General features: G+C 72.3%; 13 protein-coding genes. 3 read left to right on the top strand and 10 right to left on the bottom strand.

The window, feature by feature from the left end; translation table 11 throughout:
• Positions 1 to 5: 5 nt before the first annotated feature.
• Positions 6 to 1,586: an apolipoprotein N-acyltransferase gene (gene lnt / locus MUK52_RS26615; protein ID WP_284580709.1), complete on the top strand. Its 1,581-nt coding sequence runs from the start codon at positions 6 to 8 to the stop codon at positions 1,584 to 1,586.
• On the opposite strand, the gene MUK52_RS26610 is transcribed toward lnt, so the two are convergent.
• Entirely contained in the window at positions 1,531 to 2,436 is a 906-nt protein-coding gene (locus MUK52_RS26610) for a Gfo/Idh/MocA family protein (RefSeq protein WP_284580706.1), read from the bottom strand. The genes lnt and MUK52_RS26610 overlap by 56 nt on opposite strands.
• A gap of 83 nt (positions 2,437 to 2,519) precedes the next feature.
• On the opposite strand from MUK52_RS26610, the gene MUK52_RS26605 reads away from it, so the two are divergent.
• Both MUK52_RS26605 and MUK52_RS26600 read left to right on the top strand, forming a co-directional pair.
• Entirely contained in the window at positions 2,520 to 3,044 is a 525-nt protein-coding gene (locus MUK52_RS26605) for a DinB family protein (protein ID WP_114056601.1), read from the top strand.
• A 130-nt stretch (positions 3,045 to 3,174) separates the two neighbouring features.
• The gene (locus MUK52_RS26600) at positions 3,175 to 3,723 is read left to right on the top strand and encodes a hypothetical protein (protein ID WP_246042629.1); all 549 of its coding nucleotides are present in this window, start codon (positions 3,175 to 3,177) and stop codon (positions 3,721 to 3,723) included.
• Between the two features lie 120 nt (positions 3,724 to 3,843).
• Here the strand turns inward: MUK52_RS26600 and MUK52_RS26595 are convergent, their stop codons facing one another.
• The 9 genes from MUK52_RS26595 to MUK52_RS26555 all read right to left on the bottom strand — a co-directional run bounded on the left by MUK52_RS26595 (position 3,844) and on the right by MUK52_RS26555 (position 13,567).
• Positions 3,844 to 4,359, bottom strand: a complete 516-nt coding sequence (locus MUK52_RS26595) for a hypothetical protein (RefSeq protein ID WP_284580702.1) — start codon at positions 4,357 to 4,359, stop codon at positions 3,844 to 3,846.
• 176 nt (positions 4,360 to 4,535) lie between these two features.
• The gene (locus MUK52_RS26590; protein WP_284581782.1) at positions 4,536 to 5,204 is read right to left on the bottom strand and encodes a uracil-DNA glycosylase; all 669 of its coding nucleotides are present in this window, start codon (positions 5,202 to 5,204) and stop codon (positions 4,536 to 4,538) included.
• A gap of 144 nt (positions 5,205 to 5,348) precedes the next feature.
• Complete coding sequence (locus tag MUK52_RS26585) at positions 5,349 to 6,935, bottom strand: ABC transporter substrate-binding protein (RefSeq protein WP_284580700.1); 1,587 nt, start codon at positions 6,933 to 6,935, stop codon at positions 5,349 to 5,351.
• Between the two features lie 152 nt (positions 6,936 to 7,087).
• Entirely contained in the window at positions 7,088 to 7,849 is a 762-nt protein-coding gene (locus tag MUK52_RS26580) for an SDR family oxidoreductase (RefSeq protein ID WP_114056606.1), read from the bottom strand.
• A 43-nt stretch (positions 7,850 to 7,892) separates the two neighbouring features.
• Positions 7,893 to 8,654 (bottom strand): 3-oxoacyl-ACP reductase FabG, encoded by a 762-nt coding sequence (fabG, locus tag MUK52_RS26575; protein ID WP_284580697.1) that lies wholly within the window; start codon positions 8,652 to 8,654, stop codon positions 7,893 to 7,895.
• A gap of 142 nt (positions 8,655 to 8,796) precedes the next feature.
• Positions 8,797 to 9,180: a DUF3037 domain-containing protein gene (locus MUK52_RS26570; RefSeq protein ID WP_114056608.1), complete on the bottom strand. Its 384-nt coding sequence runs from the start codon at positions 9,178 to 9,180 to the stop codon at positions 8,797 to 8,799.
• Positions 9,177 to 10,070: a HipA family kinase gene (locus tag MUK52_RS26565; RefSeq protein ID WP_284580695.1), complete on the bottom strand. Its 894-nt coding sequence runs from the start codon at positions 10,068 to 10,070 to the stop codon at positions 9,177 to 9,179. The genes MUK52_RS26570 and MUK52_RS26565 overlap by 4 nt, the downstream gene beginning before the upstream one ends.
• 330 nt (positions 10,071 to 10,400) lie before the next feature.
• Positions 10,401 to 11,663 carry a protein-glutamine gamma-glutamyltransferase gene (locus MUK52_RS26560; RefSeq protein WP_284580693.1) on the bottom strand — a complete coding sequence of 421 codons (1,263 nt, stop codon included), beginning with the start codon at positions 11,661 to 11,663 and terminating at the stop codon, positions 10,401 to 10,403.
• 950 nt (positions 11,664 to 12,613) lie between these two features.
• Positions 12,614 to 13,567, bottom strand: coding sequence for a carbohydrate kinase family protein (locus MUK52_RS26555; protein ID WP_284580677.1), 954 nt, complete (start codon positions 13,565 to 13,567; stop codon positions 12,614 to 12,616).
• Between the last annotated feature and the right edge of the window lie 6 nt (positions 13,568 to 13,573).

Here is a 13,573-nt window from a genome sequence, read left to right as displayed (position 1 = left end):
GCGTCATGATCCCGAGGCGTACCCGGTTCGCCCGTGCGGCCGCCGCCGTCGCCGCGGGGGCGCTGCCGTGCCTGGCGTTCCCGGCGCCGGCGCTGTGGTGGTGGGCGTACGCCGCGCTCGTGCCGTGGATGCTGCTGCTGCGCTCGGCGCCGAGCGGGCGGCGCGCGGCGCTGGAGGGCTGGCTGGGCGGGGCGGGCTTCATCCTGGCCGTGCACCACTGGCTGCTGCCCAGCCTGCACGTGTTCCTGCTGCCGGTGGCAGCCCTGCTGGGCGTGCTGTGGATCCCGTGGGCGCTGCTGGTGCGGACGCTGCTCGGCGGGGTGCCGGCGCGGGGTCGGGCGGCGGCTGCGCTGGTCCTGGTCCCCGCGGGGTGGCTGCTGTCGGAGCTGGTCCGGTCGTGGCAGGGGCTGGGCGGGCCGTGGGGGCTGCTGGGGGCGAGCCAGTGGCAGGTCGGCCCGGCGCTGCGGCTGGCCTCGGTGGGCGGTGTGTGGCTGGTGAGCCTGCTGGTGGTGGCGGTGAACTGCGTGCTGGTGCTGCTGGTCGCCGTTCCGTCGGCGCGGGCGCCGGCCGTGGCGGGGCTGGCGGGGTGCGCCGTGCTGACCGCGGCGGTGTGGCAGTGGGCGCCGCGGCCGCAGGTGTCGGGCGGGCTGCGGGTGGCGGTCGTCCAGCCGGGCCTGGTGGCCGACGGGCCCGACAGCGCCGAGCGGCGCTTCGCTGCCGGTGAGCGGCTGACGCAGGCGCTGGCCGGGCGGCCTCTCGACCTGGTGGTGTGGGGGGAGAGCAGTGTCGGGGCGGACCTGGCGGCGCGCCCGGACCTGGCCCGGCGGCTGGCCGCGCTGTCCGCGGAGGTGGGAGCGCCGGTCCTGGTGAACATCGACGCGCGGCGGCCCGCCGAAGCCGCCGCGGCGGCCGGAGGGGGCGGCGGGGAGGGGATCTTCAAGAGCTCGGTCCTCGTCGGTGCGGGCGGCCCCACCGGCGACCGGTACGACAAGATGCGCCTGGTCCCGTTCGGGGAGTACGTACCGGCCCGGTCCGTCCTCGGCTGGGCGACCTCGGTCGGCAGGGCGGCGGGCGAGGACCGCCGGCGCGGAGCGGCCCCGGTGGTGATGGAGCTGCCGGGCGGGGCCGGGGTGCGCATCGGCCCGCTGGTGTGCTTCGAGTCGGCGTTCCCCGACATGGGCCGGCACCTGGTGCGCGAGGGGGCCGGCCTGCTGGTCGCCCAGTCGGCCACGTCCACCTTCCAGGAGAGCTGGGCACCCGCGCAGCACGCCTCGCTCGCCGCGCTGCGGGCCGCGGAGACCGGCCGCCCCGTCGTGCACGCCACCCTCACCGGGATCAGCGCGGTGCACGGCCCGACGGGCGAGCCGGCCGGCCCGCGCCTCCCGGTCTCCGCGAGCACGGCCGAGGTGTACGAGGTCCCGCTCGCCCGGGGCACGACGGCCTACGTCCGCTTCGGCGACTGGGCCGCGGCCGCGGCCGTGCTGCTGCTGGCCGGCTGCGGGGCGGGCGCCGCAGTGCGGGCGCTGCGGCTCAGGAGACCTGCTCCTGGACCGAGCGCACCACCCGCTCGCACAGTTCGTGGGTGAGCAGCGCGTCCCGCGCGCTGAGCGCCTTCCCCGCCGCCACGGCTTCGAGGAAGGCGTCGACGGCCTGCTCGATGCCGCGCTGGCGGGCGACCGGCACCCAGTCCCCGCGGCGGCGCACGGTCGGCTGGCCGCGGTGGTCGATGACCTCGGCGAGGTTGACCACCTGCCGCTTGGTGTCCTGCCCGGACACCTCCAGGACCTCCTCGGGCGATCCGGAGCGGCGGTTCATGATCCCGAGGGCGGTGAAGGCGGGGCCGGACATCTGCAGGACGAGGTGGTGGACCAGCCCGTCGCGCACGTGGGCGCGCACGTCGAGGTGGTCGGTCTCGCCGGGTGCGAGGAAGCGCAGGGTGTCGACGACGTGGATGAAGTCGTCGAGGACGAGGGTCCGCGGGTCCTCGGGGAGTCCTACCCGGTTCTTCTGCATGACGATCAGCTCGCGCGGGTGGTCGGCGCACTGCAGGTAGCCGGGGGCGTGGCGGCGGTTGAAGCCGACGGCGAGGCTCGTGCCGCGCGCCTCGGCGAGCTCGACCAGCCGCCGGGACTCCGCGAGCTCGTAGGCGAGCGGCTTGTCCACGTACGTCGGGACGCCGGCCTCCAGCAGCCGGCCGACGATCTCCGGGTGGGCGGAGGTCGGCGCGTGCACGAACGCCGCATCGAGGCCCTCGGCCAGCAGCCCGTCGAGCCCGCTGTGGCGCTGCGCGGCGGGGATCCTGTGCGTCTCCCCGATGAGCTCCAGGGTGGCCGGGGTCCTGGTCTGGAGGTGCAGCTCCAGACCGGGGCGGGCGGAGAGGACGGGCAGGTACGCCTTCCGGGCGATGTCGCCCAGTCCGATGACGCCGACCTTCACCGTGCACCTCCGTGTCGTGCCGTGTCCGATCCCCGCAGCTTAATCGCTGGTGGAGCGGCATGCGTTGGCCCAGGATGGCCGCCATGACGACGACTCCGGGATCCTCCCGCACCGAACCCCCCACCCGCGCCGGCGAACGCGAGATGCTGGAGGGCTGGCTGGACTACCACCGCGCCACCCTCGCCTGGAAGTGCGAGGGCCTCGCCGAGGAGGACCTGCGCAGGGCGCCCCTCCCGCCGTCCGAGCTTTCGCTGATGGGCCTGGTGCGGCACATGGCGGAGGTGGAGAGGTACTGGTTCCGGGAGATCATGCTCGGCGAGGACCTTCCCGACCGCTACGTCACCCGCGAGGACCGGGACGGGGACTTCCACTTCACGGCGGAGGACACCTGGGCAGACGCGGAGCGGGTGTGGCGCACGGAGGTGGAGGAGGCCCGCAAGGCCGCGGCGGGCCGCTCCCTGGACCTGGCGTCGAAGGCCGACAGCCACCACCGGGGCGAGGTGTTCACCCTGCGCTGGGTCTACCTCCACATGATCGAGGAGTACGCGCGCCACAACGGGCACGCGGACCTGCTGAGGGAGCAGCTCGACGGCGCCACCGGCGACTGACGTCCGGCCTCGGCACGCGCTGGGCACGGATGTCCGACTCGCGGTGTCCGGCTGACGTCCGTCACCCGTGCGGGGTCAATTCCGGCTCCCGGTTTTCACAACGGGGTCCCCACACAGCAGAGTTGCGCGAGTGCATCCAACCCGAACCACGACGAAACTGCTGCTGTCGGTGGCCTGCGCCGTCTCGGCCGTGTCCGGCTGTATGAACGTGACCCCCGCTCCGATGCAGCCCGCCGGCGCCCCCGGGACCGCCGGCACGCCGCCCCGGCACGAGCCGAGCGGCCAGTCGGACCCCGTGGAGGTCCGGGCGCCCGCGCTGGAGGCGCTCAGGGCGGGGCCGGAGCAGCCCGCGCAGGCCACGGCCTCCGCGACCGGCTCCGGCCCCGCGGTGCCGGCCGCGGCGGAGCCCGCCGGGTCCTCCGCGGGGACCCCTCCCGGAGGGGTCGCGCCGCCCGTCCCGGACATCCCGGAGCCGCTGCCGCCGGGCAGCGCCGTCAGCCCCGGCCAGGCCGGGCAGGGGCCGCGCGAGCGCGCGGAGCCGAAGGCGCGGGTGCCGCGCGAGGTGGCGGAGCGGCTTCCGGTCCGGCCGGAGGACGTGTGCGCGTTCGGCCGCAAGCACGGCAGGTGGGCACCGGACAGCCCGGAGGCGCGGATCTGCGGGGGCGTCGAAGGCGGCTGAGAGCGGCTGAGAGCGGCTGACGGCGCCCGGCCCGCCGCGAGGCGGACCGGCGGGCCCGTCGGACCGGGAAACCCGGCGGCGGCGCCGGCGGGCTGTCCGCGGCCCGGTGCGACCGACCGCTCAGGGGTGCTGTCCGGGGAACCGCAGGGGCCCCTGGCCCGGTTCTCCCGCCAGCCGCCGCTCCAGGCGGCTGATGGCGGACCGTACGCCGGCCCCGTAGCCGTCGTCGGGCAGCGCCCGGGCGGCGGCCCTGGCCCGTTCCAGGTGGAGCCGGGCCTCGGCGGTGCGCTGGAGTTTGGCGTAGTCGGCGGCCAGGCTCAGGTGCAGCGAGGGGTAGAACACGCGGACGGCCGGCGGCGGGAGCTCGTGCCGGGGGCGCGGCCCCTCCCGCAGCGCGTCGGCGGCGGTCAGGGCCCGCAGGTCCCAGGCCAGCTCGTCGGCGGGGTCGTCCTGGGCGTCGGCCAGGTAGTGGGCGAGCGTGCACCGGTGCAGGCCGTCGCCCTCCTCGCCCAGCTCGGTCCACAGGTCGCGGAGCCGGTTGCGGGCCTCCTCGCGGTCCCCGGCGTGCAGCAGGATGACCGCCTGGCCGATCCGGGTCATGACGGCGTCCTCCGACGCCTCCTGCTGCTCGGTCACCGCGGCCTCCGGCTTGCTCGCCCTGGCAGACCTGCTCCGGTCTGACCGTCCCGACGCTAGACCGTCGGTTCCGGATCCTGCCTGACCCACGCCGCCCGGCGCGGGCCCGACCGGCTATCGGGGGGAGACGGCCCCGGACGGAGGTGCCTGACAGGGGGCCGAGGCCCGCGCGGGGCTCAGCCGAGGTTCGGGATCCGCCAGTCGATCGGCTCGTGGCCCTGCGCGGCGACGGCCTCGTTGATCTGCGTGAAGGGGCGGGAGCCGAAGAACTTCTTCGCGGAGAGCGGGGACGGGTGGGCGCCCTTGACCACGACGTGCCGCTCCTGGTCGATCAGCGGGAGCTTCTTCTGGGCGTAGGCGCCCCACAGCACGAAGACGGCCGGGTCGGGCCGGTCGGCGACGGCGCGGATCACCGCGTCGGTGAACTTCTCCCAGCCCTTGCCCTTGTGCGAGTTGGGCTCGCCCTCGCGGACGGTCAGCACCGCGTTCAGCAGGAGGACGCCCTGCTCGGCCCACGGCATCAGGTAGCCGTTGTCGGGGACGGGGAGGTCGAGCTCCGCCTGCATCTCCTTGTAGATGTTGCGCAGGGAGGGCGGCGTCCTGACGCCGGGCAGGACGGAGAAGCACAGGCCGTGGCCCTGGCCGGCGCCGTGGTACGGGTCCTGGCCCAGGACCAGCACCTTCACCTTCTCGAAGGGGGTGGCCTCCAGCGCCGCGAAGACCTGCTCGCGGGGCGGGTAGACCGGCCCGTTCGCCCGCTCCTCCTCGACGAACTCGGTGAGCTCCTTGAAGTAGGGCTGGTCCAGCTCCCCGCCGAGGACGGGAAGCCAGGACTCGGGCAGCATCTGGGTCACGGCGACAACCTCCGGTAGTACAAGTACGCGCAACGCGTGCAACGCCCCGAACCTACCGGCAGCCACTGACACTGCCTCACCCGCAGGGGGTCCCCGGGGGCCGGTGTGCTCCCGGGGCGCCCCCTGCGGGGCGGATCACCAGCTGGTCTTGCGGTACAGCTCCCACATCTGGAAGACGGTCTGCGGGTCCAGCGCGCGCTCGGCGCCCGCGATGTCCTCGCGTGCGGCCACGTACAGCTTGCCCTGCCACAGGGGCAGCAGGCGGACGTCCTCGGCGAAGATCTGCTGGGCCTGCTCGAACTGCGGGATGCCGGCCGCGCGGTCGCCCTCGCGGCGGGACTTCGGCAGCAGGTCGGTGAGGATCTGCGCGGGCTCGTACGGGGTTCCGACCGCGTTCTCCTTGCCGACGAACGGCGCGATGAAGTTGTCCGGGTCCGGGAAGTCCGGGAACCAGCCTCGGCCGAAGACGGGGTACTGGCCGCTCTTGTAGCCCTCCTGGAAGGCCTTCCAGGGCTGGCCGCGCAGGGTGACCTTGAACAGGCCGCTCTCGTCGAGCTGGCGCTTGATCTCGGTGAACTCGTCCGCGGTGGAGGCGCCGTAGCGGTCGGTGGTGTACCAGAAGGTCAGCTCGACGGGCTGGGTGATGCCGGCGTCCTTGAGGATCTTCTTGGCCTTGGGGACGTCGGCCTGTCCGTACTTGTCGTAGAAGGGCGTCTTGTGCCCCACGACACCCTTGGGGACCATCGAGTACAGCGGCTCGGCGGTGCCCTGGTAGACCTTGGAGACGAGCAGGCCGCGGTCGATGACCTGGGCGATCGCCTGGCGGACGGGCGCCTTGGCGACGTTCGGGTCGTCCTTGGGGTTGAAGACCAGGTAGCGGATCTCGGAGCCGACGTTCTCGACGACCTGGACGCCCTGGGAGTTGGCCGCGGGGTCCTGCAGCTCCCTGATCTGGGCGGCGGAGAGGCCTCGGTAGGTGGCGTCGATCTCGTTGGCCTTGAGGGCGGAGACCATCTGGCCGGCGTCCGCGAAGTAGCGGATGGTGACCCCGTCGTTGCGGCGGTTCGCGAAGCCGTTGTAGGAGGCGTTCCCGGTCAGGACGGCCTCGCTGCCCTCCTTGTACGACTCCAGGACGTACGGGCCGGAGCCGGTGACCTTGCCGTCCTCGCGGACCTTGTCGGCGGGGTACACGCCGGGGGCGACCAGCGAGGCCGCGGGCGAGCCGAGGACGAAGGGGAAGGTGGCGTCCGGGGTCCTCAGGTGGAAGACGACCGTCTGCGCGTCGGGGGTCTCGATCCGGTCGAGGCTGCCGAAGAGGTCCTTGGGGCCGACCTTGGAGCCGATGGTCCGGATCCGGTCCAGGGAGTGCTTGACGGCCTTCGCGTCGAGGGTCTCGCCGTTGGAGAACTTCAGGCCCTTGCGCAGGGTGCAGCGGTAGGACTCGTTCGCGGAGTCGGTGAACTCGCAGTTCTGCGCGGCGTCGGGCTGGGGCTTGGCGGATCCCGTGGGGAACGCCAGAAGGGTCTGGTAGACGTTGCGGTACAGCTCCCAGGAGCCGTCCCAGGCCGCGGCGGGATCGAGGGTGGTGGGGGCGCTCGTCGTGCCGACGGTGATCTTCTTTTCGGCGTCTTTGCTGTCGTCCGAAAGCAGACCGCATCCGGCGAGCAGGGATATGGACGCAAGGGCCGCAGTGATCTGCAGGCTTCTGGTCCGGTTGAACACGTGCACGCTCCTCGATCAGCCAGGGGTGCGGCAGACCCTACCGCAGTGCGGCACAAATCCAATGGGCAGGTTTAGTGCGCCGCTTGACCGATTTAGGACCCGTTCGATACGTATTTGCCTCCCCCGAGGAGGCAAATACGTCCGATTATCGGTCAGTGAACTCCGGCATTGAGGAACATTCCGCCGTCGACAACCAGTGTTTGACCCGTGATCCATTCCGCTTGCGCAGACGTGAGGAATGCCGCAGCTCCACCGATGTCGGCCGGAACGCCCAACCTCCCCAGCGGGTACGCGGCCGCGGCCTCCGCCTCCCTGTTCTCGTAGAGCGCCTGCGCGAACCTGGTCTTGACCACGGCGGGCGCGATCGCGTTGACGCGGACCCCCGGCGCCATCTCGTGCGCGAGCTGGAGCGTCAGATTGATCATGGCCGCCTTGCTCATCCCGTACGCCCCGATGAACGGCGAGGCCGAGACGCCGGCGATGGACGCGATGTTCACGATCGCGCCGCCGTGCTCCTTCTGCCAGGCGTGCCAGGTCCGCTGGGCGAAGCCGAGCGCCGAGATGACGTTCGTCTCGAAGACCTTCCGCGCGACCCCCAGGTCGAGGTCCGCGATCGGGCCGAAGACGGGATTGGTGCCCGCGTTGTTGACCAGGAAGTCGATGCGCCCGAACGCCTCCATCGTGCGCTCGACCGCGACGGCCTGGTGGGCCTCGTCGTGCGCCTTCCCGGCCACGCCGATCACCCGCTCCGCGCCGAGCGCCTCGACGGCCTCCTTCAGCGCCTCCTCGTTGCGGCCCGTGATGCACACCCGGTCGCCCCGGGCCACGAGCGCCTCGGCGATGCCGCGGCCGATGCCCCGGCTCGCGCCGGTGATCAGCGCGACCTTGCCGCTGTCCGTTCCCTCGTACGCCATCGCCTCTCCCCTGCCTCTTTCCGCCTGCCCCTCGCCGCCGCCGTCAGCCGAGCGGGCCGCCGGCCACGTACAGGACCTGCCCGGAGACGAAGCCCGCAGCGTCGCCCGTGAAGAAGGCGATCGCGTTGGCCACGTCCTCGGGGCGCCCGACGCGCTGGACGGGGATCTGGGTGGCGGCCGCCGCCTGGAAGTCCTCGAAGCCCATGCCGACGCGGGCGGCCGTCTGGGCGGTCATGTCGGTGGCGATGAAGCCGGGCGCGACCGCGTTCGCGGTGATGCCGAACTTGCCGAGCTCGACGGCGAGGGTCTTGGTCAGGCCCTGGAGGCCGGCCTTGGCGGCCGAGTAGTTGGCCTGGCCCCGGTTGCCGAGCGCAGAGCTGCTGGAAAGGTTGACGATACGGCCGAACCCGGCGTCGACCATGTGCTTCTGACAGGCCCTCGACATCAGGAACGCCCCGCGCAGGTGCACGTTCATGACGGTGTCCCAGTCGCCCTCGCTCATCTTGAAGAGCAGGTTGTCGCGCAGCACGCCCGCGTTGTTGACCAGGATGGTCGGCGCGCCGAGCGTGGCCGCGACGCGCTCGACGGCCGCCTCGACCTGCGCGGCGTCCGAGACGTCGCAGCCGACGGCGACGGCCTTGCCGCCGGCCGCGGTGACGGCCTCGACGGCGTCCTTGCAGGCGGCCTCGTCGAGGTCGAGTACGGCGACCGCACGGCCCTCGGCGGCCAGGCGCACGGCGGTGGCCGCGCCGATGCCCCGGGCCGCCCCGGTCACGATCGCGACGCGCTGCTCGGTGGTGGACATGCTGGATCTCCTCGCCCTTGGAATCCTCTGCGCGGCCGCCCGTGGGTGAGCAACCGCTTAGTAGCCTCAGCTGAGGAGACGCTAGGAGCCCCGGCACCCGGTGTCAACGGCGCCGGGCCCGGGGCCCGCCCGAAGGTCCGGATCAGCGCACCAGCAGGTCGAGCAGGCGTTCCACCTCGGCCTCCGGATCCGCCGTCAGGCCCGTGTGCACCGGCCCCGGTTGCACCACCGTGCTGCGCGGCGCGATCAGCCAGCGGAAGCGGCGCCCCGCGTCGTCCCCGGCGGCCTGGCCGGCCCGCTCGCCGCCGCTGCACACGCCCTCGACGCCGCGCAGGGCCGCCCGTACGCCGGTCACGTCGGCGCCGGGGTCCAGCGCGAGGAGCTTGGACTCGTCGAGGTGGGTGCGGGCGGCGACGTACGAGCGCGCCCGGCAGTAGACGATCACCCCGGCGTTGAAGCACTCGCCGCGCTCCATCCGGGGCACGACGCGCACCAGCGCGTATTCGAAGACGTCCCGCTCGGTCACTTGTCGCCGCTCTTCCGCTCGCTGCCGTCCTGCCCGTCCCGGTGGCCGCTCCGGCCCCCGGCCCCGCCGGCCTTGTGGGGCCATTCCGCCAGGTGGTCCGTCAGCCAGCCCGGCGGCTTCTGCGGCGCCTTGACCTCGGGCGCCATCGAGATCCGCTCGTGGATGGCGGCCGCGCGCGGCAGCAGCGCCTCCACGTAGGCGCGCCGCACGGCGTCGGCGGAGTCGAAGCCCGGTTCGCCCGCGAGCCACTCGTCGGGCACGTCGGCGGCGACCTCGGTCAGCAGCTCCTCGGTGACCAGCGGGGCGAGTTCGGCGGCGGCCGCCGCGATGTCCGGGCCCACCGGGGCGAGCGCGTGGTCGGAGGCGTTGTACGGCTTGTCCGCGGCCGCTGCGGCGGTCGGCCAGTTGTGGTGCCAGATCATGGTGGCGCCGTGGTCGATGAGCCACAGGTCGCCGTGCCACACCAGCATGTTGGGGTTGCGCCAGGACCGGTCGACGTTGTTGACCAGGGCGTCGAACCAGACGACGCGCCCCGCCTCGACGGGGTCGACCCGGTACGCGAGCGGGTCGAAGCCGATCGAGCCCGGCAGGTAGTCCATGCCGAGGTTGAGCCCGCCGCTGGCCTTCAGCAGCTCCTGCACCTCCTGGTCGGGCTCGCCGAGCCCGATGACGGGGTCGAGCTGCATCTGCACCAGCTGCGGCACGCGGAGCCCGAGCCGCTGCGCGAGCCGCCCGCAGACGACCTCGGCGACCAGCGTCTTGCGGCCCTGTCCGGCCCCCGTGAACTTCATGACGTACGTGCCGAGATCGTCGGCCTCGACGATCCCGGGGAGCGATCCACCCTCCCGCAGGGGCGTGACATAGCGGGTCGCTACGACCTCTTGCAACACTTTCCCAGGCCACCCATCTCTTCAGCCTTACAATCCACGGACGTTTCCTCCGGGGCTTGGGAGCGCAGACCACGGTCAACGACGCTGGGGAGAATCCGGGGAGCTCCGGCCGACGGGCCGGCCATCCCCGCTCCCCCAGCAGACCGTCGACGAAGCCGCGCCCCCTGCTGCCGGCTTCCGGCATGAAGTCAGCATAGTAACCGAGAGTGACCGTCGACGACGAGTGTCCGAACCGCAGAGCCAGGGTCACGATGCCGCGGCCTGCCGCGGCGGACGGGCTTTGGCCGGCGGCTCCCGGAGTTACCGGAGTCCCGGTCCGGCCGGGGGTTCTTACGGCCAGCCCTGCTTCACCTTGGCCGGTGCCGTGTTCCAGCTCTTGGGTATGAAGGTGATGACGTAGGTTCCGCGGTCGAAGTCGGTGTATCCGGCAGACCAGTTGCGGAACTTGCTCTCGTAGACCTGCATGGGCCCCATGCCGCCTTCCGGCGAGTGGTAGTGGTTGGCATGGGTCCATATGGTGTTGTCAGGGTTTGTTTCCTTCTGGTCCCCGAACCAGCCGTAGTCGAAGTTGACGTAGCTTTCGCCGGGCTTGGCGGGGCTGCGTGAGGTGTTCCGGTCCTTCGACATGTCGACGAGGCCCGTGGCCCGCTCGGGGCGGAAGGCGTCGGGGTCGCCGTACTTCCTCTTGTCGGCGTGGCTCCAGGGGTCCTGCCCGCTCCAGAAGTGCTTCGAATAGATGACGGCCTTCATCCTGGACGGGTCGCGGTCGCCCCCGCTGCTGTCCCGGAAGGACGGGGTGTTCCGCAGAGCCGTGTAGAAGGTGGAGCGGCTGTCCTCGCCGGCGAGAGCGTCGTTCTTCCTTGTGAGCTCCGCCTTGAGGTTCGCCAGGTAGGCATTCTCGTCGCGGGAGTTTTCCAGGGCCTTGTTCATGACGGCTGCCACCTCACGGGCGCGGTTGAATCCCTTTGCCTCGTCGAAGCTCTGCTTGGCGATGCGCCCCTCGAACTCGGCCCGCGTCTCGCCCGGCCGGGGGCTGGTGTTCTCCAGAGCGCTCTTGTACTTGTCCTCGTCGAAGGACGCGAAGGCCAGTTTGTTCGTCGGATAGGGGCCTGAATTGACCCAGGTGACGCCGACGCACCCGTAGGAGAGCTGTTCTCGCTGCCGTTCGGTCATCTGCCGCGCCTGCCCGTCGCGGTGGCTGTAGACCTGCTGCCACTTGCGTATGTAGTTGCTGATGCCGGTCGTGGCCCTGCCTCCGTGGGCGCGGTATGCGTCGGGCATGCGGTCCAGGGGCTCTGCGGGCGGAGTCACCCGGCCGCCGGCCGCGGCGGAGGACCGGAGGGACTCGCTGGCGTTCGGCAGGCCCTCCCCCGGGGTCTTGTCCGGCCGGCCCAGGTCCAGAGCCCGCTCGTTCAGCGCGTTGATGAGCCTGATGTCGTCCGCCGTCAGGCCGTTCGTCTCGGCGTAGGAGCCCTTTCCGTCGCCGCGGACGGGGGCGGGGCCGGCTGCCTGGCTGACGGAGGGGGCGAGACCGGCGGTGCACAGCACTATGCCCGCGGTGGCGAGGGCAAGAAATCCAGAGCGTTTGTACATGGAAGTCCGAGGTTCCTTTGCGGTGAAAAGCCGTATGACGGTGCGTGAAATTACCGCGCGGCGGCAGAAAGAAGGCACCCGAGCCGACGGATCGTCAGGCCGGGCGAGAAGTGATCATGTCCTGGCGTCGATTGCCCGACAACACGGCCGCTACAGAATCGGCCAGCCGCCCGATGGGGTGGTATTCGGTCATGCGGGGGCCTGCCCGTCGCCGGTACGTGCGGCGGTGGGGTTCTCCCGCCTCCTGCCGCACGATCCCGCGGCGTCACCGGTGCCGGCTGCCGGGATAGGTCCGTGGAATGCCGGGGTGCGGCGCCCGCCGGGCCGGGAATGCCATGCGCCGGCGGTGAAACGGGGGCGCCGGAATTCCGGCCCGGGCGTGCGGGGTTCCCGTCGGGGCGTCCACTGCGCACTGTTGAGGACCGCGCAGTCTTCGCCACACCCCTCTTCCAACCCCGGTCGGTTCACCGCCCGTTCCCGCTCCGTCACGGGCCGTCGCCACTCGGAGAACGGCCGGTAACGCCCGCTCGGGGCGGCGGCTTCGGCGACGGCGGCGGCTCAACCCGGCGCGAGGTGGGGAACCGTGGTCGCACCGGCGGCATTGGGCGGGAGGCCAGGGGGGGAGCGTCCGTGCAGCGAGCCGTCGGCCGGCCGCCGTCCGAGCAGCGGAGACCTCGGGGACGGCCGCACGTTCCCCGTCCTCACCACGGCGGTTCAGGTACTGCGCGTTGAACCGCATCCACGGGCGCTCATCGTGGTGGTCGCGTAGCAGAGGTTAGAGCCACCGTTGTGGGTCGCGCTGGATCCGGAGGCGAGCAGGCGCGGTGTGCACCCAGCACACGATCATCCAGTGCCTTTCCTGAGGCCGGGGCTCGGGAGTGACCGACGACGGCGCAGGCCGGGTGCGCGGTGTACGCGCCGTCACGACTCCGATGCCGGCTGTCGATCACTCAGGTCCCGACGGCCTCTGCCCGGGGCGGGTCGGCGCCGGGTACGGAGCAGGTGAGGGCGGCGACGCGGGCGGCGAAAGAACAGGCGTCGGCGGTGTCTTCAAGGGTCAGGGTGTCAAGTCGGCGGCCGAGGTGTCCGAGCTCGGCCAGGCGGTGCAGCAGGCCGGCGGTGAAGGCGTCTCCGGCGCCCACGGTGTCGACGACATCGACAGCCGGGGCGGGGACGGTGACGCGTACGCCGTCGAGGGAGGCCAGGGCGCCGCGTCCGCCAAGGGTGATGACGACGAGACGGGCGCCGGCCGCATGCCAGGTGTCGCAGGCTTCTTCGGGGGTGGCTCCGGGCAGGAGCAGGGCGAGGTCGTCCTCGCTGAGGCGGAGGATGTCGGCGAGCGTGCACCAGTGGTGAAGCCGCTGGTGGTAGACGGTGGGCGGTACGAGGAGGGAGCGGACGTTGGGGTCGATGGAGATCGTGGTGTGCTCGCGGGCCTTGGTGAGGTAGTCCTCGATGTGACGGCCGCCGGGCAGGCGGATCAGGGCCAGGGAGCCGGTGTGCACGGCGGCTGTCTGCCCCTCCGGCATGGCGGCGGACAGTTCGTCCGCAGTCCACTGCCAGTCGGCGGCACCGTCGGCGAAGAAGGAGTACGCGGCCTGGCCGGTCTCGTCAAGGTTGGCGATGGCAAGGGTGCTGGGCTCGGGCGCCCTCACGCTGCCGGTCAGGTCAACGCCGGAGTCGCTCAGGTGGTTGCGGAAGAGGGTGCCGAAGACGTCGTCGGAGAACCGGGCGAGGAAGCGGGTAGGGGTGCCGAGCCGGGCGAGCGCGACAGCCGTGTTCGCGGGGCCGCCTCCGGGCAGAACGTCCAGCGCGAGACGGGAAGGGGAGGATCGGGCGGGGTCGGTGAAGGCATCGGCGACGCACTCGCCGATCACTGTGACACCGCGGGGAACCGGGTTCATGGACGG

It is taken from the genome of Streptomyces sp. 2P-4 (assembly GCF_030167965.1).
Lineage (GTDB): Bacteria > Actinomycetota > Actinomycetes > Streptomycetales > Streptomycetaceae > Streptomyces > Streptomyces globosus_A.
This window is presented reverse-complemented; position numbering and strand designations above follow the sequence as displayed.